Below are 24,009 nucleotides of genomic sequence, written 5' to 3' on the forward strand. Positions count from 1 at the left end.
TCTGCTAAAGTCGCCACGTCCTGTGGCAACGCAGACGCCAGCACATCCTGTGCAAGTGCGGAAAGCGAAGTGTCATTCCACTGCGGCGGCTTTAGCACTTTTTGAGTGGCCTCTCACATGAGGCTGCTCTTTTTCAATGCTCTTTAAGTGAGTTCTTTGCGAAAAACAAATGTAATCAATGCAAAAAGGATAAAGCTGATGAGTAGAAAAACGCCTCCGCCGATATAAATAGCGGTTGTGAGCGCTGTATCATTCATTAAATCAATGTACATGCCAATCGGTAAGCCGAACGCGCCGATGATGCCAGTGATTGCTTGAGCGTTTGCAAGTTTACTTGTTTTTGGAATATTGAACAGCTTGTAAAAAGCACCAAACGCAAATAAACTAAGCCAGCCGACAACGAGGACGTGCGCATGGATTGGACGTAAGGCATAGTTCATTGAACCTGCCATATGTGACCCCATAAACGTACCTGCTAGTGCAGCGATTGCTGAAGCTTGAATTAAGATCCGTGTGCGATTCATGATGGTAGCCCCCATTCTTCTATCAGTATCGTTCTTATCATAGCGTATGTCTAGTTCGAATTCAAAGGTTAATAGTTTGCAAGCTATCTTTGCTTATGAAGGACATAGATTTGATAATTGCCCCGAAAGAGTGACCGTTCATGTTTTACAATCTCACAAGGCATTCCGCCAACGATGTTTTCAAACCGCCGATTAATATCTGTTCCGACAGCACTTGTAATTGTGTTGAAGCCTTTTCGTAAGAAAGAAGGCTTCTCGGCATCTAAGAATTTATCAAACACTAAAATAACCCCATCATGCTTTAATACGCGTAGGCTTTCCTGCAGCACGGTGCGAGGGTTTTCTGCGACACTTAAAATTAAATTTAAAATAACGATATCGTAGCTGTTATCTGCAAATGTAAGCTGTTATCTGCAAATGTAAGCTGTTCTGCATTCATTTCCAGTAATCGAGCTTCTCGGTTGCCTGCTTTTTGGGCAGCAATACGCAGCATCTCTGCGGAAAGATCAATGCCTGTGATATGGATATCATGTGACAAGAGGGCAATGTCTTCACCTGTCCCAACTCCTGTGAGCAGGACCTTTAAGCTTGAGGGGAACTCGATCATTGAGAACGCTTTTTGACGTGCTTGGCGGAATAATGAATTTCCCATCAAGAGGTCGTAGAACGGAGCAAGTCTACGGTATTTAGCTGTATTTGATTGATTCTTCATCTGTACCTCCGAATTAGAAAAACGACGCGCCTTCTTCATCTGAGGTGCGCCGTTTTGAATGAATTATGCTTGTTCTGTTTCGTTTTTGTATAGGTTGACTTGATGTGGGAATGGGATTTCAATGCCGTTCTCATCAAGTGTTTCTTTCAGTAATTTGCGAAGCTGTCGTTCTACGCCCCATTGCTCCATGTTCTCAGTCTTACCGAGAATGCGGATGATAACATCTGAAGCACCAAAGCTTTGCACGCCAAGTACATTTGGTCCTTCTTTCATAACAGGGTTCTCTGCAGCAAACTTATCACACGCTGCCTGCAGTACTTGAATGGCATGATCAATATTGTCATCGTAGGAAATACTAATATCAACAAGAGCACGCATGTTGCCGCGTGAATGGTTGCTTAATGAAGCAATTTCACGGTTTGGAATGAAATGAAGCGTCCCGTCGAAACCACGGATTTTTGTTGTGCGAAGACCAATTTCTTCAACAATGCCTGAAAAACCTGCTGCAGATACATATTCGTCCACATCAATCTGCTTTTCAAGTAAGAGGAAGAAGCCAGTCACGACATCACTAACAAGACCTTGAGCGCCAAACCCGATTGCTAAGCCGATAATCCCAGCACCAGCAAGCAGTGCGGTTGGGTTTAAGCCGAATGTTTCAAGAACCATAACCGCAAAGATAAATACAAGCGCATATGAAACAACATTCGCTGTTAATCCTTCAAGTGTTTTAGCCCGTCCTTCAGAAATTTTATCCCGTTCTTTAAAACGAGTGAATGATTGCGAAATGACTTTCGAAGCAATGGCTTTAGCGATCACATATGCAATAAAAATCGCAATAACTTTTAAGAGAAGAATGCCGGCCATTGAAAGCCATGCTTCAAAGCGGAGTGCGCTTAAATCATCTAATCCCATCATATTTCGTTCATCACCTTTCTATGTAGTTTGTAGAAAAAATAGACATTATGTAGAAACTCAAGTTTTATCCTAACAAAAAACAAGTAAAAAAGGAAAGAAAAAGGGTTTTTTGATAGTAAGGATATTACCAGAATGGTTGAGTGGTAAACGTATAAGCAAAAAAGTGGAGAGGGAGAGGTGGATCGGTTAAGATGGTAATAGTGTAGATAATAGCTATTTCTACATTATAATAACTAATCCGATTAGAAACATTCATGAAATGCTTCTAAATTACTCATAATAAAGAGAATAAGCAAACTGTCTCGTGAGTCAATCATTTGCAATTTGGGAGGAATGAGCAATGCGATTACGTCAAGAAATGCCAGAACTTGAAGGCGCAACTGAATGGTTAAATGGTGAAGTGAAGAAAGCAGACCTAGTTGGCGAAAAACCGACCCTTATTCATTTCTGGTCTGTCAGCTGCGGTCTTTGTAAAGAAGCAATGCCGCAAGTAAATGAATTCCGCGATGATTACAAAGATGAATTAAACGTTGTCGCTGTGCATATGCCGCGCTCTGAAAAAGACTTAGATGTCGAACAGGTGAAGGAAATAGCCGCAGAGTATGATATTAATCAGCCAATCTTTGTAGATAACAAGCATAAGCTAACAGATGCATTTGAAAATCAATACGTACCAGCTTATTATGTATTTGATAAAGACGGCGTTCTTCGTCACTTCCAAGCAGGCGGAAGCGGTATGAAGATGCTGACAAAACGCGTAAACCGTGTCCTTAATGAAAATAAACAAGACGAAGAGTAAACAATCAGCCCGTCGGTTCAAAAAAGAACCGGCGGGTTTTTTTGATCGTTTGCATGAGATTCGTATTGTGATGTTTGTCACAAAACTTTCATGTGAAATAGATCACATTTAGTTTAATATCATTTACAATATGGATACAGTGATAAAAAGAGGTTTCAATTTGTGAAAGGGGAGTATGACGGTGGCAGAACTAGATAGTGTGATATTAAGCCGGTTGCTCACGACGATGACGCTGGCCTTTCATATTATTTTTGCAACGATTGGCGTAGGCGTTCCGCTTATGATTTCAATCGCTGAATTTATGGGGATTCGAAAGAAAGATAATCATTATATTCTGCTTGCCCGCCGTTGGACACGGGGCTTTGTCATTACCGTAGCCATTGGGGTTGTAACAGGCACAGCTATTGCTTTACAGCTTTCCTTACTATGGCCGAGCTTTATGCAGATTGCGGGGCAGGCGATTAGTTTGCCGCTTTTCATGGAGACATTTGCTTTCTTCTTTGAAGCGATTTTTCTTGGCGCTTATTTGTACACGTGGGACCGCTTTAAGAGTAAGTGGCGACACTGGATGCTGTCTATTCCAATTATACTTGGGGCGTCGCTATCCGCATTCTTCATTACGACAGTGAATGCGTTTATGAACACACCACAAGGCTTCACACTTGAAAATGGTGTCATTACAAATATCAATCCACTTGCAGCGATGTTTAATCCAGCGACACCGACGAAAACAGCACATGTGATCATTTCTGCTTACCTTACTTCTGCATTTTTCCTTGCGATGATCGCAGCGGTGCAGATGCTTCGCGGAAAGCGTGGCGAGTATTATAAGAAGGCACTGCGGTTGACGATGACAGCAAGCTTCATCTTTGCCGTTTCAACAGCAGTGATTGGCGACTTTTCAGCAAAGTTTCTTGCAGAACATCAGCCGGAAAAGCTTGCAGCAGCTGAATGGCACTTCGAAACAGAAGAAGGGGCGGACTTAATTCTTTTCGGTACGTTGGATGAGAATAACGAGATTCATAATGAAATTCGGATTCCGAAATTGCTAAGCTTTCTTGCCCATAGTGATGTCAATGCAAAGGTGACAGGGCTGAATGAGATTCCAAAGGCTGAGCAGCCGCCGCTTTGGATTCATTATATGTTTGATTTGATGGCCGGAATTGGCATGTACCTTGCATTTGTCAGTCTGTTGTTCCTCGTCTTGAACAAAGTGAAGAAGTGGAATCCATTTAATAAGTGGATGCTTCTGATGATTGCATCTGGTGGTCCGCTTGCGATGCTTGCAATTGAATTTGGCTGGATCTTCGCAGAGGTTGGCCGTCAGCCGTGGATATTGCGCGGCTATATGAAAGTGTCGGAAGGGGCAACACAAGCTGATCATGTTGGCATATTGTTTATCGTCTTTATGCTGCTTTACATTGCGCTTGGCTGGATTTGTCTGCGCGTCCTTATGAAAATGTTCAAAAACAATCCAGCTGAAGTTGAGCTTGAACAACGTACTAGCGAAGCCCAGTAGAGAAGGAGGGAACGAATAATGGATATGCAGTTGTTAGGAGTGACCGTGCTCTGGACATTTCTATATGGCTATTTAATTGTCGCCTCGATTGATTTCGGGGCAGGCTTTTTCGCTTATTACGCCAAGCTGCGTGGCAAAGATCACCTCATCAATAAAATTATTAGCCGTTATTTGTCACCTGTATGGGAAGTAACCAATGTGTTTTTTATCTTCTTTGTGATCGGCTTAATCGGCTTCTTCCCTGATACCGCGTATTATTACGGTTCAGCGTTTCTGGTTCCAGGCAGTGTAGCGCTTATCTTAATTGCGATTCGCGGGTCGTTTTATGCATTTGGGAATTATGGGTCAAAGGACAATCAGCTTTTCACCTTCCTATATGGGGTTACAGGGCTGTTCATTCCTGCTTCATTAGCTACAGCGCTGACCATTTCAGAAGGCGGGTTTATCCATGAAGTTGATGGAAAGGTAAGCTTGTCATTGGTTGAGCTGTTTACAAACTTTTATTCGTGGAGTGTCGTGATTCTGGCGATTGTATCTGTGTTGTTTATTAGCGCTGCCTTTCTAAGCTATTATGCGTGGCGTGCAAAGGATATGGCAGCCTTTGAAATTTTGCGTAAGTTTGCGTTATTTTGGAGCGGCCCGACGATTCTTGCAAGCTTATTAGTGTTTACATCACTGAGCCAGCAAAATCCAGAACACTTTGCTCGAATTTTAGACAGCTACCATTGGATGTTTGTTGCCTCATTGCTTTGTTTCCTAGCCGCAGGTGGGTTCATTTACTTTAAGAAGCGGTTAGGTATGGCGTTTATTCTTGTCATGCTGCAGTTTTTCTTTGCTTTCTTCGGCTACGGGGCATCGCATTTGCCATATATTTTAAAACCATATGTCACCATCTATGCGTCATTTACAAATACGACGATGAGTACTGCACTTGTAATCGCGTTTATTGCCGGCCTTGTCCTGCTCATTCCGTCGCTTTATATGCTCATGCGTTTATTTTTATTTGATGCCGATTATGTGCAAGGAAAGAAATAATACGCCTCAATTGCACAAAATAAAAGCAATTAAAACAGAAGAGCTGATTTTGTGATAAAATGCTTTTTGTAGATAGGTGCAAATTGGAGGAGTTATAATGAAGAAGGAATTTGCGGTTATTGGGCTTGGCCGTTTTGGCGGAAGCATTTGCCGTGAGCTGGCGAAGCAGGGAATGGAAGTTCTAGCAATGGACTTAGATGAGGATAAAGTCAATGAATATGCAGATATCGCGACACATGCAGTAATGGCTGATTCGACCGACGAGAATGTGTTGAAAAGCTTAGGTATCCGTAACTTCGACCATGTCATTGTCGCAATCGGTGATAACATCCAAGCAAGTATTCTAACGACGCTTATGCTGAAAGAGTTAGGCGTCAAGCATATTACAGTAAAAGCGCAGAATGATTATCATGAAAAAGTATTAAACAAAATTGGCGCCGACCATATTGTTCACCCAGAGCGTGATATGGGAAAACGAATTGCCCATAACATCGCTTCTAATAGTGTGCTTGATTATTTAGAGCTATCGGATGAACATAGTATTGTTGAATTAATCGCCAATAGTAAAATGCACGGCCAAACGCTAATCAGCTTGGATATTCGTGCAAAGTACGGCTGTAACATCGTCGCCTATAAACGCGGCAAAGATATTACCGTTTCTCCACAGCCTGATGAAGCGATTCATAAAGGCGATATTTTGATTGTAATTGGCACAGACAAAGACATTAATCGACTAGAAAAGAATTTATTGAATGAAGAATAAGCGATAACCGTTGCTCTTATGAAAGGGCAGCGGTTTTTTTTATGCTTCTAAATTCTTATAGCTCGATAACGTTTAGTGATTGTTCATAAATGGAAAAGAGAATATAAGGGAAAATCATGCAAGAGAGGTGATGACGTGTTAAAGGAACGAAATGGCAACGAGGATTCGCTAGAGCAGAAGGAAAAAGAAAATTGTCCACATCGCGACATAGAGCCGCAGTGTGAAGATAATGGTCCAATGTACAGTGAGCATAGTGAAAGACATCCAGATGACATTTAAAAAAAGCGGGCTGACTCAGTGATAGAACATTGAGTTAGCCCGCTTTTTGCTTTATTAAATTTCCATAATAATCGGTAAGATCATTGGCTTACGCTTTGTTTTTTCATATAAGAATGGAGCAAGTGTGTCTGTAATCTCATTCTTAATTTCTGCCCATTGTGTTGTACGGCGTTCCATCACGCGGTCCAAGTGCTTCGCAATTAAGCCTTGTGCGTCGTTAATAAGGTCGCCTGATTCACGCATGTAGACGAAGCCGCGTGAAATAATGTCTGGGCCTGCTTTGATTTTGAATTCTTTCATGTCGATTGAAACAACGACAATGACAAGTCCTTCTTCAGACAGGATGCGGCGGTCACGTAAAACAATGTTTCCGATATCACCGATTCCGCTTCCATCTACATAGACAGAGCCTGAAGGAATCTTACCAGCAATCGCAGCTTCGTTTGAGCCAAGGGCAAGTACTTCACCGTTGTCCATAATGAAGCTGTTCTTTGGTGGGATACCGCAGTCTTCAGCTAATTTCTTATGCATGATTTGCATGCGATATTCACCATGGATTGGCATGAAGTATTTTGGCTTAATTAAGCGAAGCATAAGCTTCTGTTCTTCTTGGCCACCATGACCAGATGTATGAATATCATTTAACGCGCCGTGAATAACTTCAGCACCAGCACGATATAACATGTTAATTGTACGGCTTACACTTACCGTGTTGCCTGGAATTGGTGATGAACTAAAGACAACTGTATCGCCAGGAATGATTTGAATTTGACGGTGTGTACCGTTTGCGATACGTGATAGTGCTGCCATTGGCTCACCTTGGCTTCCCGTACAAAGGATTGTGACTTGGTTAGCTGGTAAGCGGCCAATTTGATGTGCATCAATGAATGTATTCTTCGGTGCACGGATATAGCCTAAGTCTTGTCCGATTGTAATCGCTGCTTCCATACTACGTCCGAAGACCGCTACTTTGCGGTTGTTCAGCACCGCTGATTCGACGACCTGTTGTAAACGGTGAATGTTAGAAGCGAACGTTGCGAAAATCACACGACCGTCTACTTTACGGAAAATATCGTGAATGCTTTCGCCGACTTTTCGTTCAGACATCGTGAAGTCTGGAATTTCACTGTTCGTACTGTCTGAAAGTAGACAAAGCACACCTTCTTTTCCGATCTCAGCCATTTTTGTTAAGTTTGCAGGCTCACCAACAGGGGTGAAGTCAAACTTGAAGTCACCTGTATGAACGACATTGCCAGGTGGTGTTTTCACGACAATTCCGAATGAATCAGGAATGCTGTGTGTTGTGCGGAAGAAGGAAACGGATGTTTTACGAAACTTCACAATTTCATCTTCTTCAATAATGTTCAGTTTTGCACGACGAAGCAGTCCGTGTTCGTCCAGCTTGTTTTTCAATAGTCCAATTGCAAGCTTTCCGCCGTAGATTGGAATGTTGATTTCACGAAGTAAGTAAGGAATACCACCAATGTGGTCTTCGTGTCCGTGCGTAACAAATAAACCTTTAATCTTATCTTGGTTCTTAATTAAATACGTGTAATCTGGGATGACATAGTCAATGCCAAGCAATTCGTCTTCCGGAAACTTAATGCCTGCATCAATTAAAATAATTTCGTCCTGGAATTGGACGCCATATGTGTTTTTACCGATTTCGCCGAGTCCGCCTAAGGCGAAGACAGCGGTCTGGTCGTTTTTAACAAACTTCATAGATTATAGATTCTCCACTTTGAAATCTTCAGATTGTTGTTCGTACTCTAAATGAGCGCCGGAAATGGATTGGATAAATTCGATGTTAATATCCCGCCCTTTTAATTTCTCACGTACTTTGCGTTCGCTTTCAGCTTCAACGTAGAGCGATTTCGTACGCTCACGAACAGGAGCTTCAAGCTGATAATCTTGATAAAAAACTTTGTAAATCATTTCGATCTCTCCTTGAACTTCGATTTTCCTTATCTTCGTACCATTATAAAGCAATTTTTGTACATTTTCATGTTTTTTCTCATAGATTCACTTGAATTAGAAATTTTGGAGGTGAAATTTGCGGTGAAAGTGTAATTTTGATGGAAACAAAATGAGCCGAACGATTTAGTCGTAACCGTTCGGTCGTATTTCACCACTATGGTTGAACAGGTTATTAGAGAACCCACTTAATGATAAGTGGTGTGAGCGAAACGATGTCTCGTTGTAGGTCCTGTGATTCGCTTTTTCCCCAGAATGTATCATATGTGCTGTGTGATCATTTTGCAAGTTTAAATTTCCCATTTTCCCTTTCGCTAAACATTAAGCAATCGTTTTTCTTCTTAATAAATCAGAAACTTGGTTACGAATTTTCCGTCGCAGCTTTTTAAACATATTCCATTCATCTCCTTTTTGGCAAATTTTATACGTTCCAACGCTCTCTATTTATACCTTTATTATAAATGATTAAGCTGTGTTTTATGGTGGTTAAATTTTCCTTATGGAGTAATTTTGCGGACAATGTCACTTGATTGACATCTTTTGGCGTTTTCGTTAAGGTAATCATATTATTTTGAACGAAACATTGAACATGTTCTTATAGAAATGGGGAAGAGCAGATGGCGAAATTATATGGAGCACTATTTACACTAAGCATGATTTGGGGAACGTCATTTCTGTTTGTTAAGCTTCTGCTTGAAGACTTCGGCTCTTGGGGCGTTGTTTTCTTGCGCTGTTTATTTGGGGCATTAACACTTGTTGCGATTACTTTTGTAAAAAGAGAAGCAAAACAATGGCGCCGCCTGCCGTGGAAAGCAATCATCGTTGTTGCGCTATTAAATAATGCGATTCCGTGGGGACTTATTGCATTAAGTGAAACACAAATCTCAAGCAGCCTGGCATCTGTCGTCAATGCAACAACGCCGATTTGGACGAGCTTAATCGGGTTTGCGATGTTTTCAAGCAGGATGCATAAGATGCAGTGGATTGGTATTGTCGTTGGTTTTATCGGGATTTTAGTCCTGCTTGATTTGGATGTAGCGGGTTTGTTTACTGAAAACTTTATCGGCATTGGCACGATGATCGGTGCGGCTATTTGTTACGGGCTCGGTTCCCAGCTTTCGAAGCGTAACCTTTCGAATTTAAGCGTAACGATGATTTCTGCCAGCACGTTGTCTGTCGCAACTGTTGTTAGTTTTATTATGTCGATGTTAACTGAGCCTGTTCAAGTTCAGGCAGTCCTTGAGTGGAATAATCTTCTATCCGTTATTGGAATCGGTGTATTTGGCAGCGGGTTTGCGTATTTGTTTTACTATTATATGATTAAGGAAGGCAGTGCTGAGTTCGCATCACTTGTCACATACCTCGTTCCAGTCAGTGCACTAATATGGGGAGCGCTGTTATTAGATGAAGCGATCTCTGTTCATATGATTCTTGGCTTAGTATTAATTTTCAGCGGCGTGTATTTGTCGTCAAGAAAGTCGAAAGCAGCTACTGCCCGAACGCCAGCAATCAACAAACAAGCATAGAGGTGACCTTACAATGAATGATAAAGTCGTTTTCTTTGATATTGATGGAACATTATTAAATGAAGAAAAAGAACTACCAGATTCAACGAAAGATGCCGTTCAACAACTTCAGAACAAAGGCGTTCACACCGTAATTGCGACAGGGCGTGCGCCGTTCATGTTTGCGCCGCTTCGCGAAGAGCTAGGCATTGATTCATTCGTAAGCTTCAACGGACAATATGTCAGCTTTCACGGTGAAATCATTTACAAGAATGCCCTTCATATGGAAGAAATACGTAAGCTTGAGGAAGATGCAAAAGTCAATCAGCATCCGATGGTATTCCTTGACCACGAAGCAATGAAAGCAAATGAAGCCTTTCATCCATATATCGAAAAAAGCATGCAAAGCATAAAATTTGAGCATCCGCCATTTGATCCTGCTTATTACCATAACCGAGAGATCTACCAAGCACTGCTTTTCTGTAATGGGCCAGACGAGGAAGAAGGCTACCGCTCAAGCTACGATAATCTTCGGTTTATCCGTTGGCATGACTATTCAATTGACGTCCTTCCACAAGGAGGTTCAAAAGCACGCGGCATTCAAGAAACGATCAAGCGCTTGAATATTCCAAATGAAAATGTGTATGCATTTGGCGACGGCTTAAATGATATTGAAATGCTTTCCTCTGTTGGAACAGGTATTGCGATGGGCAATGCAAAGGACGAAGCAAAACACGTTTCTAATCATATTACAAAACACGTAGATGAGGACGGAATTTGGCATGGCTTAAAGGCTGTAGGTCTGCTTTAAATACGAAACAAGGCATTGGCAACTTTCATAGCGCCAATGCCTTTTACTTATCCTTATACTTCTAACGGTTTAGCGCCTTCTGGGGCTCCGAATGGGTCATCCTGGTTAATATGATCATAAAACATAATGCCGTTTAGGTGGTCAATTTCATGCTGAAAAACAATGGCAGGCATGCCTTTTAACCGCACTTGCACATCATTGCCGTCTAAATCCACACCTTTGACTGTTACCTTCGCATAACGAGGAACAATCCCTGGTACATCACGGTCAACACTTAAGCAGCCTTCACCCCCAGGCAGGTATGTTTTTTGCGCGGAATGGCTGATGATCTTTGGATTGAACAGCGCATGGCTGTACAAACGGTCATGCTCATCTGTTACATGCACCGCAATCATACGTTTTGTAATGCCAAGCTGAGGGGCGGCAATCCCGACGCCTGGGCGCAGGTCATATTCTTGCGCAATGGCATCATCCTGACTATTGATAACAAACTCAATCATTTTTTGTAATGTATTGTGGTCTTCCTTGCTTGCAGGAAGCGTTACTTCTTCTGCTTTTTCGCGAAGTGCCGGGTGGCCTTCACGGACGACGTCTTTCATCGTTAACATGTCTATCACTCCTCCAACACTATATCAAAAACGCAATGCGTATTGCTTCATTTAAGCATATGTAACAGTTTAGCATAAATATTCTAACGCCTCTATAGCCTAGTTTCAATCTAAAATAAAAACCGACGGAGCGGCTCCGTCGGAATAAAAAGTGAGGGTAGAGAAATAAGCTTGAATGCTGGTGATTATCGATACCAAGAAGCGCCGACAATGATTAATAAAATGAAAAGAACGACAATTAACGCAAAGTTGTTCCCGCGTCCGTGACCACCATAGCCGTATGAAGGATAATAACAACAAGAATCGTAATGCATAGAAATACCTCCTTAAAATAGGTGCCTTAAGTGCTTTTACATTCGTTCGCATCTCTCTTGTGGAACTACTATACGATATGCAAGCAGGGCATATGTGTATAGGCGGATGCCTACATGAAAAAAATTCCGTTTTTAAGTTTCGTTATAAAAGAAAAAATGTCTACATAACATGAGAAAAAGAGCGGATTTCTTCGGATGTGTGTTGTTCTTTTGAATTCGAAAGTGATAGAATAGAGCAGTGCTATTATCAAATTGTGACAAATGTGAGCGTCGTTGACATTGTTGCAAATGTCCACTTTGTATGTAAATTTCTTAAATAATATGTATTTGTAAGTGCAGTGAGGAGGAAATGGAATGTTTCGTGTTTGGAAATGGGTGTCAATGTTTGCGGCTGTGCTTTTCATCAGCGGGTGTAATTTCGGTGGAAATCCGACAGAGAACATTTACGACCATTTAGAAAAAGCGGTTACGCTTGAGGATGTATTCGAACAGCAGCAAGAACCGCTCGTGCAGCTAGAAGCAAAAGAGCAAAAGGTGTATGAACAAATTAAAGGGTTGAGCATGAATGAATTCAGCCAAATTCAAAAGCTTTCCGATGAAGCAATTAGTATCGTTGAAAAACGAAAAGAGCATCTTCAAAAAGAAAAAGAGAGCATTGACGCTTCAAAAGAAGAATTTAAGCAAATTGAGCCAATCATCGAAAAAGTAGAAGAGAAGAACGTCCAACAAAAAGGCCAAGAGCTATATAAAGCAATGGATGAGCGCTATGCTGCCTATGACAAGCTGTACAGCAGCTATGACAAAGCGTTAAAATTAGATAAAGAGCTATATGAAATGTTCAAGAACAAAGAGTTAACACTAGAAGAAACCCGTAAGCAAATTGAAAAAATCAATGAAAGCTACCAAGCAGTTATGAAAGCAAATGAACAATTCAACAAACAAACTGAGCAATATAACAAGCTGAAAAAAGAATTTTATAAAGCTGCTGACTTAAATGTTACGTTTAATGAGAAGTAATCACACCACACGCACTCTCCAACATCAGACGGAGGGTGCGTTTTTTAGTTTGTATTTATGTAAAGCTATTGTGGGAAAGTAGTTAAAAAAGCGTAGAAAGGCGTGAAGGCTCCAGCAAACAAGGTTTCTGAGCGATTCGCCTCTGCTTTCGACGCACAGGACGTGCTAGTGCAGGCGTTGTCACAGGACGTGACGTTCTTAGCCAGCGTTCCTTTGATCCAGCTGCGAAAGCCAAACCGTCGGGCTGCTTCACTCCTTCCTCCGAAAGCAAAGAGCAGCTTTCTATGTCAGGAGTTCCACCAGCCGATCGGTTTAAGCGGGCTTTCTCCGCATTTCTTTGATCCAGCTGCGGTGGCTAGGGGCTCAAGGTCATAAGTCAGCCTGTTGCGGGAACAAAGAGCGGTTCCCTCCACATTCTGCCTTATGCTTGTCGCCCCTGTTCAAGCCGCCTCCGCTTTTCGAGATGTCTAGCTGCGAAAGGCAGGCTGCGCAAGTTGCTTTCGACGTACAGGATGTACTAGCGTCGGTGTTGAAACAGGACGTTTCGTTCTTAGCCAGCGTTCCTTTGATGTCTAGCTGCGGCGAATAGAAACTTGTGTTGCTTCACCTTCCCGCTCCGAGGCAAAGAGCGCCTCTATGCGTGAAGGCTCCAGCAAACAAGGTTTCTGAGCGATTCGCCTCCGCTTTTCTTTTATGAAACTGTTTACATAACAATGGTACAGTTTTAGTTTTTGTATTAATACAGGGGTGTTTTGTTTGTGTTGGGATTACGTTTATGTGTATAATAAATCACAAGATAAATAATTAAATAAAGTATTTGACGGGGATTCGTGTGATGTAGTAAACTAAATTCTGCAACTGACGTTGTACTAGTTTTTAATTGAAAAGTATTAATACAGTTTATTCCACGCAATTGGATGGTTGTCCGAAAAGGATGATTAATCTTGTTTGAATGAGGGAATAGAACATATGGAATTTTTAACTGATATGTAACGCATTATTGCTAACGTCATGCACGCCCGTTAAATTGGGCAAACTATTGAATGCATTTGACGATAAAACGTATCCGCTGCGTTTGAACAGTGATGAAAGGATGAGGTGAAAAATATGGCTAAGAAGAAAACTACTCTTCAAAAAGTCGAAGACCAATTTGAAACATTCCAAATTCTTAACGAAGATGGCGAAGTCGTGAATGAAGACGCAATGCCAGAGCTTTCGGATGAGCAATTAAAAGAATTAATGACACGTATGGTGTATACGCGTATTCTTGACCAACGCTCGATTTCATTGAACCGTCAAGGACGCCTTGGTTTCTATGCACCAACAGCTGGCCAAGAGGCTTCACAGCTTGGTACACAATACGCACTAGATAAAGAGGACTGGATTCTTCCAGGTTACCGTGATGTGCCTCAATTAATTTGGCACGGACTTCCGCTTACAAAAGCGTTCTTGTTCTCACGTGGTCACTATGTAGGTAACCAATTCCCTGAAGGTGTAAACGCATTGAGCCCGCAAATTATCATCGGTGCACAAATCACACAAACTGCAGGTGTAGCGCTAGGTCTTAAAAAGCGTGGCAAGAAAACAGTTGCGATCACGTATACAGGTGACGGCGGTGCTTCACAAGGTGACTTCTACGAAGGTATGAACTTCGCAGGTGCATTCAAAGCGCCAGCAATTTTCGTTGTTCAAAACAACCGTTTTGCAATTTCTACGCCAGTTGAGAAGCAATCAGCTGCACAAACAATTGCCCAAAAAGCAGTGGCAGCAGGTATCCCTGGTGTACAAGTTGATGGAATGGACGTGCTTGCAGTTTACGCAGCAACACAAGAAGCTCGTGAGCGCGCTGTCAATGGCGAAGGTCCGACATTAATTGAAACATTAACATATCGTTATGGTCCACATACGATGGCTGGTGATGACCCAACACGCTACCGTACAGAAGACCTTGATAATGAGTGGGAAAAGAAAGATCCGCTTGTACGCTTCCGTAAGTTCCTTGAGAACAAAGGTCTATGGTCTCAAGAAGAGGAAGAGAAGGTAGTAGAACAAGCTAAAGAAGAAATCAAAGCAGCAATCAAAGAAGCTGACCAAACACCAAAACAAAAAGTAACTGACTTAATCGATATTATGTATGAAGAGCTTCCTCAGAACTTGAAAGAACAGAAGGAAGAATACGTAGCAAAGGAGTCGAAGTAACATGGGCCAACAAATGACAATGATCCAAGCGATTACTGATGCGTTGCGCGTTGAGTTGAAAAATGACGAAAACGTCCTCGTATTTGGTGAAGACGTTGGTTTAAACGGCGGTGTATTCCGTGCAACAGAAGGTTTACAAGCAGAATTCGGAGAAGATCGTGTATTTGACACGCCGCTTGCAGAGTCAGGTATCGGTGGTCTTGCACTTGGTCTTGCACTAGAAGGCTTCCGTCCAGTTCCTGAAATCCAATTCTTCGGTTTCGTATACGAAGTAATGGATGCAATTTCTGGTCAAATGGCGCGTATGCGTTATCGTTCAGGCGGTACAAAAACGGCGTCAATTACAATTCGCTCACCATTCGGAGGCGGCGTACATACCCCTGAGCTTCACGCGGACAGCTTAGAAGGACTTATGGCACAACAACCAGGTCTTAAAGTTGTTATTCCATCAAACCCTTACGATGCGAAAGGCTTGCTAATTTCAGCAATCCGTGACAACGATCCGGTTATTTTCCTTGAGCATATGAAGCTTTATCGTTCTTTCCGCCAAGAAGTACCTGAAGAAGAATATACAATTCCTCTAGGTGTAGCGGATGTAAAGCGTGAAGGAAAAGATATCTCAATTATTGCTTACGGTGCAATGGTTCAATCATCTCTTAAAGCAGCAGAAGAGCTTGAAAAAGATGGCATTGATGCAGAGGTAATCGACCTTCGAACTGTTAGCCCGCTTGATATTGACACAGTTATTAAATCTGTTGAAAAAACAGGTCGTGCAATCGTCGTACAAGAAGCTCAAAAGCAAGCTGGTATTGCAGCAAACGTTGTAGCAGAAATCAACGACCGCGCAATCCTTCACTTAGAAGCACCAGTACTTCGTGTGGCAGCGCCTGATACAGTTTATCCATTCTCACAAGCTGAAGAAGTATGGCTTCCAAACTATAAAGATGTTATTGAAAAAGCGAAACAAGTCATCAACTTCTAATTGCTCTGACTAAAAACATGAAAAGAAATCAGCCCGCTCTGATTTCTTTTCATCCATTTTAACGCGAATGAAATTAAATGATATAGATAAGAGGAGGTCATTTGCCGTGGCATTTGAATTTAAACTGCCTGATATTGGTGAAGGTATTCATGAAGGTGAAATCGCTAAGTGGTTCGTTAAGCCTGGCGATGAAGTGAAAGAAGACGATGTGCTAGCAGAAGTTCAAAATGATAAAGCAGTTGTTGAAATTCCTTGTCCAGTAGATGGAACGGTAAAAGAAATTAAAGTAGACGAAGGTGAAACAGCAATTGTCGGCGATGTAATCGTTACATTTGATGCCCCAGGCTATGAAGACGACGGTTCTGACGAAGGCGGCGAAGAAAAAGCTGAAGAATCGAAAGAAGAGCCGAAGGAAGAAGCTCCAAAAGAAGAAGCTCCGAAAAAAGAAGAGGCTCCAGCAGCATCTTCAAGCGATGAAGAGGTTGACGAAAATGCTCGTGTTATCGCAATGCCTTCTGTACGTAAATACGCACGTGACAAAGGCGTAGATATCCGCAAAGTAAGCGGAAGCGGCAAAAACGGTCGTGTCTTAAAAGAAGATATCGAAAGCTTCCTAAGCGGCGGTGCAAAAGCAGAAGAAGCTCCTGCACAAGAAGAAAAAGCAGAAACAAAAGAAGAAGCAGCACCAGCACAACAAGCTGCTCCAGCAGGACAATACCCAGAAACTCGCGAGAAGATGAGCGGAATGCGCAAAGCAATTGCAAAAGCAATGGTGAATTCCAAACATACTGCTCCGCATGTTACACTAATGGACGAAGTAGACGTAAGCGCGCTTGTTGCACATCGCAAACAGTTCAAGCAAGTTGCTGCAGACAAAGGCATCAAGCTTACTTATCTTCCGTACGTTGTTAAAGCATTGGTAAGCGCATTGCGTGAATACCCAGTGTTAAATACAATGTTAGATGATGAAACACAAGAAATCGTTCAGAAGCATTACTACAACATCGGTATTGCAGCAGACACAGACAAAGGTCTACTTGTACCAGTTGTGAAAGATGCTGAGCGTAAGTCAATCTTCAACATCTCAAGCGAAATTAATGAACTTGCAGTAAAAGCGCGTGATGGTAAACTTTCTGGTGAAGAAATGAAAGGTGCTTCTTGCACAATTACAAACATCGGTTCTGCAGGTGGCCAATGGTTCACACCAGTTATTAACCACCCAGAAGTTGCAATCCTTGGTATCGGCCGTATCGCTGAAAAACCAGTTGTACGTGACGGTGAAATTGTAGCAGCACCTGTTCTTGCATTATCTCTAAGCTTTGACCACCGTATGATTGACGGTGCAACAGCACAAAATGCAATGAATCACATCAAACGTCTATTGAACGACCCACAACTATTAGTAATGGAGGCGTAAAATTATGGTAGTAGGAGATTTCCCAATCGAACTTGATACGCTCGTTGTAGGTGCAGGCCCTGGCGGTTATGTAGCAGCAATCCGCGCTGCACAACTAGGACAAAAAGTAGCAATCGTTGATAAAGGTACACTTGGTGGTGTTTGCCTTAACGTCGGTTGTATCCCTTCAAAAGCGTTAATCAATGCTGGTCATCGTTATGAAGAAGCAAAAGGCTCTGACGACATGGGTATCAAAACTGAGAATGTATCAGTTGATTTCTCAAAAGTTCAAGAGTGGAAACAAGGCGTTGTGAAAAAACTTACTGGCGGCGTTGAAGGCCTTCTTAAAGGAAACAAAGTTGAAATCCTTCGCGGAGAAGCATTCTTCGTAGATGGCAACACAGTTCGCATCATGGACGATAAGGGTGCGCAAACTTACAAATTCAACAATGCAATTATTGCAACAGGCTCTCGTCCAATTGAAATTCCAAGCTTTAAGTTCTCTGACCGTGTTCTAGACTCTACAGGTGCTCTTGGACTGAAAGAGATTCCGAAGAAAATGATCGTAATCGGCGGCGGTTACATCGGTACAGAGCTTGGTACAGCATATGCAAACTTCGATACAGAAGTAACAATTCTTGAAGGCGCAGAAGATATCTTAATGGGCTTTGAAAAGCAAATGCGTCAAATCGTTAAGAAGCGTCTTAAGAAGAAAGGCGTCGAGATCCATGCAAAAGCAATGGCAAAAGGCGTTGAAGAAACAGAAAACGGCGTGAAAGTAACAGCAGAAGTAAAAGGTGAAGAGCAAACATTTGAAGCGGATTACGTGCTTGTAACAGTAGGCCGTAAGCCAAACACAGATGAGCTTGGCCTTGAGCAAGCTGGTGTTGAAGTTGATGAGCGCGGTCTTATCAAAATCGACAAGCAATGCCGTACATCTGTAAGCAACATCTTCGCAATTGGTGACATCGTTCAAGGTCCACCACTTGCACATAAAGCTTCTTATGAAGGAAAAATCGCTGCAGAAGTAATCAGCGGAGAAGCTTCTGAAATCGATTATCACGGCATCCCAGCGGTTGTATTCAGTGAACCAGAACTTGCTTCTGTCGGCTACACTGAACAAGAAGCGAAGGATGCGGGCTTAGAAGTAAAAGCTTCTAAATTCCCATTCGCTGCAAACGGACGCGCATTGTCACTTAATGAAACAGACGGCTTCTTGAAGCTTATAACACGCCAAGAAGACGGCCTAATCATTGGTGCACAAATCGCAGGTCCAAACGCTTCTGACATGATTTCTGAGCTTGGCCTTGCAATCGAAGCAGGCATGACTGCTGAAGATATCGCACTAACAATCCATGCTCACCCAACACTAGGCGAAATCACAATGGAAGCTGCAGAAGTAGCCCTAGGAAGCCCAATTCATATTAAATAAGAAAAGCGGAGAAAGGCGTTTAGGCTGTCCGATTGCTGGAAGCTTTACACAGAGAAAGCCGCTCTTTGCTTTCGGCGTGTTAAAAGGAACGTCGGTTAAGAACGAAACGTCCTGTTTCAACACCGACGCTAGTACATCCTGTACGTCGAAAGCAACTCGCGCAGCCTGCCTTTCGCAGCTAGCCAATAGAAAAGCGGAGAAAGCCCGCTTAAATCGATCGGCTGGTGGAGCTTCTGACAGAGAAGGTCGGTCTTTACCTTCGACAAAAGAAGCGAAGCAGCCCGACGATTTGGCTTTCGCAGCTAGACATAAACGAGAGCGCCGGTCATTGACCGGCGCTTTTTTCGTACATAAAAAGAGAGCCAGCCACTGATAATAGTGGCTGGCTCTTAAGGTAAGCGAGAAGAGTAGTGAGCATATGTGCAGGCATTCTGCTAAGCTGTATACAAGTACTTTACTTCCCGAGTGCGTTTAAAACTTGCTTTCGTATCGCATCTTTCGATTGTACGCCCTCTATTTTTGTCACATAAGTTCCTCTGTTCAAAACGACGAGGGTAGGGTATTGCTTTACTTTAAAATGTTCAACGAGATTGGTGTTTTTCGAAGAGTGAACGATAATGAAATCAACATTTTCCTTCGGATACTGCTTCTTAAGATCCAAGAGAACATCATAATAATTTCCTTCACGTTCAAGGTGCTTGTCATTTGAAAAGAATACAAAGAGTACACCATCGGAATGTTTCTTTATATCATTGACTGAATTGCCTTCTACTGCTTGACAGGCTCCCAAGCAATAATGTGAAAGCAAGAAGGGTAACGATTTTTCGCTTCATGCTGCAACCTCACTTCTTTCTTCTATGCTCTATATTAAAATATACCCTAATTCTATCATGAGGAATACTTAATTATTGTATTGTCATCTAAATGTTACAAAAATGAAAACTTCCAGATATGGACCTATGTGATAGAAAAGTGTGTCAATTGCCACAATATTTTGTGAAAGCCTGTCGTATAGAAAAACCCCGCTGAAGCTCAATCAGCGGGGAGAATGGATCCTATTTACTTTCAGTAGGATTTCCTTTTGTTTTGTAGCGAACAGTAACGATTTTTTCTTCTTTAAAGGATTTTAACATTGCAAATACCATTAAAATCATAATAATCGTAAACGGAAATGCGGCAATAATCGAGGCCGTTTGTAGTGCACCAAGACCGCCTGTCCAAAGTAAAATTGCTGCTGTGGAAGACTGGATAATCCCCCAAATAAATTTCACAGAATTTGGCGGGTTTAAGCTGCCGTTTGTTGTCTGCATTCCGAGTACGAACGTTGCTGAATCGGCTGATGTAATAAAGAACGTACTAATCAGGAAGATTGCGATCGCACTCATGAAAAATCCAAGTGGGAAGTTTTGTAACACTTCAAATAGCGCAATTTCCATTCCACTGTCGTTCATGACTTGATAGATACCTGCTCCCTGGCGTTCAAGGAAAATAGCCGAACCGCCGAAAACAGAGAACCAAAGGCCACCGAAAATAGTTGGAACAGCAAGTACACCGATAATAAACTCACGAATGGTACGGCCGCGAGAAATACGTGCAATAAATGTACCGACAAATGGTGCCCAGGCAATCCACCATGCCCAATAGAAAATGGTCCAGTCTTGAATCCAAGTGTTTTGTTCAAACGGACTTAGCTTAAAGCTCATGGAAGGAAGGTTTTGCACATAGCTTCCAATTGTCATCGTAAAGACATCCATAATAAAATTCGTTGGACCAGCAAACAGTAGGAATAACATTAAACTGATTGCCAAAATAATATTTAAATTACTTAAGTATTTAATCCCTTTGTTTAAGCCTGTCTGTGCTGACAGCATAAATAGAACGGTTACGATGAGAATAATCACCATTTGGGTGACTTTTGTATTGGCGATCGAATCTGATAAGTAAGAGGCACCGCCACCAATTTGAATTGCACCTAAACCAAGGGACGTTGCAACGCCAAAGATCGTCGCAAAAACCGCAATGAAGTCGACAAGAGTACCAAGCGGACCATCGACACGGTCACCTAATACTGGGCGTAAGATTGCACTTACGACACCTGGTGCTTCTTTACGGAACTTGTAATAAGCAAGCGCAAGGGCAATGACGGCATAAATAGCCCATGGGTGAAGCCCCCAATGGAAGAATGAATAGCGTAGAGCTAGACGTGCAGACTCTGCTGTTTCACCTTCACCAACCGGCGGTGTGAAATAATGGTACATCGGCTCGGCTGCACCCCAGAATACAAGCCCGATACCCATACCTGCGCTAAATAACATCGCAAACCATGTAAGGTAGCTGTATTCAGGTTCATCTGTGTCTTTTCCTAATTTAATATGTCCGTACTTGGAAAAGATAAGAAAGAGTGCAAATACTAAGAAGCCTGTAGCAGATAGTAGATAGAACCAACCAAATTTTTCAACGATAAATCCTTGGACACTACTTGTAACGACTTTCAGGTTTGCATTTGGTAGTGCTTCCTCAGGGATGATTCCCCATACAATGAATAATGCGGCTACAATTACTGATATGACAAATACTGGTGTAAGCTTTTTCATTGTATCTCCCCTTCCTTCTCATATTATAGTCAGTATTCTCCAGCATGTTAGAACTATGCATGAAGGTCTAGCTTAAGATGATAGGAACGTGATTTACTGAATATAACAGTTGTTCCCAACCAATAGATACCAAAGGTTTAATGACTAATACAGACAAAAATAAAGGCATAAACACATTCGTATTTATACCCGTAACACATGATAATGAAACTAAGAAAAGAATACAAGTAAATGACTCATATTCAGTAAAAAAGGAAGATTCAAAATTATTGAAAATTAATGCAGTGAATCTATGCTTCACGAGCGCCTTTTGCCTTGTTTACTAAGTGCTCCAATTCTTCAAGTGCATCATGCATCGAAAGAATTTCATATAAAATAATTGTATGTGACGCAAAGTGATGATGATATTTGTTCGTTGGTTGATGAGCAAGCTCACGTTTCCAATGCCAGAAATAATGATCAAGCTCTTTGATGATAGCGAAATGTTCCTCGGGGACGTGATGGTTCGGGTCCTTCAACACAAGAATGATCGAATCAATCGCTCGTTTTAATAAATCTTTCTCTTCTTCGCAAAATTCTTCTTTATTTAATTGTGCATATTGCAGGTTTCCTAAATGAAAAACAAATTGCTGCAGTAAATTTACTTGCTTCGTCGCATAGTGAAATATTCGTACCTCTGATGTACTGTGCTTATGATAACGAAACTCTTCATGTTGATAATCACTAAGCTGCATTGTTCGTTCAAGCTGTTTCGTAATGCGCCGATAAGCTCGCTTTGTTTGCAGGTGAGACCCTTTTCCTTCAATCATTTCTCTGCTAAGCAGCTTAAGGGTTGTCCCAATTGAATTGCATATCTCATCAATTTGATTAAGAATCATTGGTGAATATTTTGGCGGCATAATCATAAAGTTCACGACAGTCGATACGGTTAGACCGATTGCTGTTGTGCCAAGACGGGAAACGAACGCAAGTAAGAAATGATCATGCACGTCAGGAATCATCGCAACGGCTGTTAATGTCGCAACAAGTGTCCCTTCATCAAGCTTAAGCCTATTGCAGGTCCAGATTGTTAATACAGCCGCAAGCGCATATGTATGAGCAGTTTCGCCAAACACCCATGAAAAGAACATCGAAATGGCTGCCCCGATTGCAGAAGCAGGCAGTCTAATTATCCCTTTCCGGACAGAATCCGAGGCAGTTGGCTCTGTCGTGACGATCGCGGTAATAACCGCAAAAATGGCAGGTAAATTCAATTGATGACAAATGATTGCCGTAATAAAGACAGAAATAGCTGTTTTAACAATTCTTCCACCAGCAATTTTAAATCGTTTGACCTCTTTCATTTTTTTAACCAACCTTATCTAATTAGTATTGATGTATATGAGCTTCTTTTCTCAGAAAAAATAGGAAACTTATCAGTTCGGTTCGTGTTGGAAATATATTATAATGATAATGGATGATGAAATGAATGGGAATATTCCTATCATAACAAACAAACTGGGGGTTGCTGAAATGAAAAAAATAGGTTTTGTATTGTTTTGCGCATTCTTACTGAGTGCATGCGGAACAAATACAGCCAGCGAGCCAGCTGATGAAAACCAATCTGCACAGGCTGAAAAGAAAGAAGAGGAAAAAAGTGCAGACGCAAAAAATGAAGAAAAGGTAGAACAAGAGCAGCCGAAAGAGGAAGAAGGACAGCAGGAAGAAGAGGTTCAGGCCGAAGAACAAGAACCGCAATACCGAATCAACTCAGCCAATTGGGGAGTTGAGCCGATTGAGGAAGCTTCGGAAAATGTTGTGCTGCTCACATTTGATGATGCCCCTGATAAGCATGCGCTTGAAATTGCTAACACATTAAAAGAAAAAGATGCACCAGCGATCTTTTTTGTAAATGGTCACTTTATTGATACGGAAGAAGAGAAGAAAGTGTTAAAGCAAATTTATGATATGGGCTTTACAATTGGGAATCATACGTATAACCACAAGCAGTTAGATACACTTAGTCAGCAGCAGCAAAAAGAAGAAATTGTCTCATTAAGTGATGAAATTGAAGCGGTTATTGGCGAACGTCCGAAATATTTCCGTGCGCCATTTGGTGTAAACACTGACTACAGCAAACAGGTCGTTGCAGAAGAAGGCATGCTTCTAATGAATTGGTCATACGGCTATGACTGGAACAAAGAATATATGAGTAAGGATGCGATTGCTGATATTATGGTCAACACACCGCTGTTAAGAAACGGCTCAAACCTGCTTATGCATGACCGTGAATGGACAGCGGCAGGCCTTCCGCAAATTATTGATGGCTTGCGAGAAAAAGGCTATACAATGGTCGACCCAGAGTTATTGGAAACACCAGAAGATAAACAACAACAATAAGAATCAAAAAGAAGAGCTGCCAGGTGGAGGGCAGCTCTTTCCATTTTCGCTCCGCTTTTACAAGTTGGTTGGTACGGAACGAGGTACTATTTTATTAAGAAAAGGGGGTATGAAGATGCTGAAAGTTGTGTGTTAGCACTTCTTTCGCTTGTCAATATAACATTCGGTTTCCGGATTACTTTATGGGTGGTTAAAATAATTTCGAAAAATTCCGAACCTAATTTGATTCTTAAAACATCCTAAACACTG

The 24,009-nt window shown here is 41.8% G+C and carries 24 protein-coding genes; 13 read left to right on the plus strand and 11 right to left on the minus strand.

Translation table 11 applies throughout. From position 1 onward, the window contains the following. Positions 1-143: 143 nt before the first annotated feature. The 4 genes from LC040_04325 to LC040_04340 all read right to left on the minus strand — a co-directional run bounded on the left by LC040_04325 (position 144) and on the right by LC040_04340 (position 2,154). A complete protein-coding gene (locus LC040_04325; GenBank protein WLR52141.1) occupies positions 144-524 on the minus strand; it encodes a hypothetical protein in 381 nt (126 codons plus the stop codon). 83 nt (positions 525-607) lie between these two features. Beyond that, a complete protein-coding gene (locus LC040_04330; GenBank protein WLR52142.1) occupies positions 608-805 on the minus strand; it encodes a hypothetical protein in 198 nt (65 codons plus the stop codon). A gap of 83 nt (positions 806-888) precedes the next feature. Continuing rightward, positions 889-1,236 (minus strand): methyltransferase domain-containing protein, encoded by a 348-nt coding sequence (locus LC040_04335; GenBank protein ID WLR52143.1) that lies wholly within the window; start codon positions 1,234-1,236, stop codon positions 889-891. 63 nt (positions 1,237-1,299) lie between these two features. Further along, a complete protein-coding gene (locus LC040_04340; protein WLR52144.1) occupies positions 1,300-2,154 on the minus strand; it encodes a mechanosensitive ion channel family protein in 855 nt (284 codons plus the stop codon). Between the two features lie 340 nt (positions 2,155-2,494). Here LC040_04340 and LC040_04345 point away from each other — a divergent pair, with 340 nt between their 5' ends. From LC040_04345 to LC040_04365, 5 genes are all read left to right on the plus strand, one after another. Then, a complete protein-coding gene (locus LC040_04345) occupies positions 2,495-2,953 on the plus strand; it encodes a TlpA disulfide reductase family protein (GenBank protein ID WLR52145.1) in 459 nt (152 codons plus the stop codon). Positions 2,954-3,134: 181 nt separating this feature from the next. After that, entirely contained in the window at positions 3,135-4,472 is a 1,338-nt protein-coding gene (locus LC040_04350) for a cytochrome ubiquinol oxidase subunit I (GenBank protein WLR52146.1), read from the plus strand. A gap of 18 nt (positions 4,473-4,490) precedes the next feature. After that, positions 4,491-5,507: a cytochrome d ubiquinol oxidase subunit II gene (locus tag LC040_04355; GenBank protein WLR52147.1), complete on the plus strand. Its 1,017-nt coding sequence runs from the start codon at positions 4,491-4,493 to the stop codon at positions 5,505-5,507. Positions 5,508-5,604: 97 nt separating this feature from the next. Then, on the plus strand, positions 5,605-6,270 hold the full coding sequence (locus LC040_04360; protein WLR52148.1) for a TrkA family potassium uptake protein: 666 nt from the start codon (positions 5,605-5,607) through the stop codon (positions 6,268-6,270). Between the two features lie 135 nt (positions 6,271-6,405). Then, positions 6,406-6,549: a hypothetical protein gene (locus LC040_04365; protein WLR52149.1), complete on the plus strand. Its 144-nt coding sequence runs from the start codon at positions 6,406-6,408 to the stop codon at positions 6,547-6,549. A gap of 54 nt (positions 6,550-6,603) precedes the next feature. Here LC040_04365 and rnjA read toward each other — a convergent pair whose 3' ends face one another. Together rnjA and LC040_04375 are read right to left on the minus strand one after the other, a co-directional pair. Next, positions 6,604-8,271 carry a ribonuclease J1 gene (gene rnjA / locus LC040_04370; protein WLR52150.1) on the minus strand — a complete coding sequence of 556 codons (1,668 nt, stop codon included), beginning with the start codon at positions 8,269-8,271 and terminating at the stop codon, positions 6,604-6,606. A gap of 3 nt (positions 8,272-8,274) precedes the next feature. Further along, on the minus strand, positions 8,275-8,484 hold the full coding sequence (locus LC040_04375) for a DNA-directed RNA polymerase subunit epsilon (GenBank protein WLR52151.1): 210 nt from the start codon (positions 8,482-8,484) through the stop codon (positions 8,275-8,277). Between the two features lie 656 nt (positions 8,485-9,140). Here LC040_04375 and LC040_04380 point away from each other — a divergent pair. Together LC040_04380 and LC040_04385 are read left to right on the plus strand one after the other, a co-directional pair. Next, positions 9,141-10,049 (plus strand): EamA family transporter, encoded by a 909-nt coding sequence (locus LC040_04380; GenBank protein WLR52152.1) that lies wholly within the window; start codon positions 9,141-9,143, stop codon positions 10,047-10,049. Positions 10,050-10,062: 13 nt separating this feature from the next. Then, positions 10,063-10,839, plus strand: a complete 777-nt coding sequence (locus LC040_04385) for a Cof-type HAD-IIB family hydrolase (GenBank protein ID WLR52153.1) — start codon at positions 10,063-10,065, stop codon at positions 10,837-10,839. Between the two features lie 53 nt (positions 10,840-10,892). Here LC040_04385 and def read toward each other — a convergent pair whose 3' ends face one another. Both def and LC040_04395 read right to left on the minus strand, forming a co-directional pair. Further along, positions 10,893-11,447: a peptide deformylase gene (gene def / locus LC040_04390; GenBank protein WLR52154.1), complete on the minus strand. Its 555-nt coding sequence runs from the start codon at positions 11,445-11,447 to the stop codon at positions 10,893-10,895. Between the two features lie 185 nt (positions 11,448-11,632). Next, on the minus strand, positions 11,633-11,761 hold the full coding sequence (locus tag LC040_04395; GenBank protein WLR52155.1) for a YjcZ family sporulation protein: 129 nt from the start codon (positions 11,759-11,761) through the stop codon (positions 11,633-11,635). 354 nt (positions 11,762-12,115) lie between these two features. Between LC040_04395 and LC040_04400 the strand changes: the two genes are divergently transcribed. The 5 genes from LC040_04400 to lpdA all read left to right on the plus strand — a co-directional run bounded on the left by LC040_04400 (position 12,116) and on the right by lpdA (position 18,787). Continuing rightward, a complete protein-coding gene (locus tag LC040_04400) occupies positions 12,116-12,778 on the plus strand; it encodes a YkyA family protein (protein WLR52156.1) in 663 nt (220 codons plus the stop codon). Positions 12,779-13,885: 1,107 nt separating this feature from the next. Continuing rightward, a complete protein-coding gene (pdhA, locus tag LC040_04405) occupies positions 13,886-14,977 on the plus strand; it encodes a pyruvate dehydrogenase (acetyl-transferring) E1 component subunit alpha (protein WLR52157.1) in 1,092 nt (363 codons plus the stop codon). Between the two features lies 1 nt (position 14,978). Beyond that, a complete protein-coding gene (locus LC040_04410; GenBank protein ID WLR52158.1) occupies positions 14,979-15,959 on the plus strand; it encodes an alpha-ketoacid dehydrogenase subunit beta in 981 nt (326 codons plus the stop codon). 106 nt (positions 15,960-16,065) lie between these two features. Next, positions 16,066-17,376 (plus strand): dihydrolipoamide acetyltransferase family protein, encoded by a 1,311-nt coding sequence (locus LC040_04415; GenBank protein WLR52159.1) that lies wholly within the window; start codon positions 16,066-16,068, stop codon positions 17,374-17,376. 4 nt (positions 17,377-17,380) lie between these two features. Then, positions 17,381-18,787, plus strand: a complete 1,407-nt coding sequence (gene lpdA, locus LC040_04420; GenBank protein ID WLR52160.1) for a dihydrolipoyl dehydrogenase — start codon at positions 17,381-17,383, stop codon at positions 18,785-18,787. 454 nt (positions 18,788-19,241) lie between these two features. Here the strand turns inward: lpdA and LC040_04425 are convergent, their stop codons facing one another. The 3 genes from LC040_04425 to LC040_04435 all read right to left on the minus strand — a co-directional run bounded on the left by LC040_04425 (position 19,242) and on the right by LC040_04435 (position 22,724). Further along, a complete protein-coding gene (locus LC040_04425; protein WLR52161.1) occupies positions 19,242-19,595 on the minus strand; it encodes a thioredoxin family protein in 354 nt (117 codons plus the stop codon). 247 nt (positions 19,596-19,842) lie between these two features. Then, the gene (locus tag LC040_04430) at positions 19,843-21,381 is read right to left on the minus strand and encodes a BCCT family transporter (protein ID WLR52162.1); all 1,539 of its coding nucleotides are present in this window, start codon (positions 21,379-21,381) and stop codon (positions 19,843-19,845) included. 290 nt (positions 21,382-21,671) lie between these two features. Further along, positions 21,672-22,724 carry an aromatic acid exporter family protein gene (locus tag LC040_04435; GenBank protein ID WLR52163.1) on the minus strand — a complete coding sequence of 351 codons (1,053 nt, stop codon included), beginning with the start codon at positions 22,722-22,724 and terminating at the stop codon, positions 21,672-21,674. Positions 22,725-22,893: 169 nt separating this feature from the next. On the opposite strand from LC040_04435, the gene LC040_04440 reads away from it, so the two are divergent. Next, complete coding sequence (locus tag LC040_04440; protein WLR52164.1) at positions 22,894-23,760, plus strand: polysaccharide deacetylase family protein; 867 nt, start codon at positions 22,894-22,896, stop codon at positions 23,758-23,760. The last annotated feature ends 249 nt before the right edge of the window (positions 23,761-24,009 follow it).

Source organism: Bacillus tianshenii (assembly GCA_020524525.2).
In the GTDB taxonomy this organism is placed as follows: domain Bacteria; phylum Bacillota; class Bacilli; order Bacillales; family Bacillaceae_N; genus Bacillus_AV.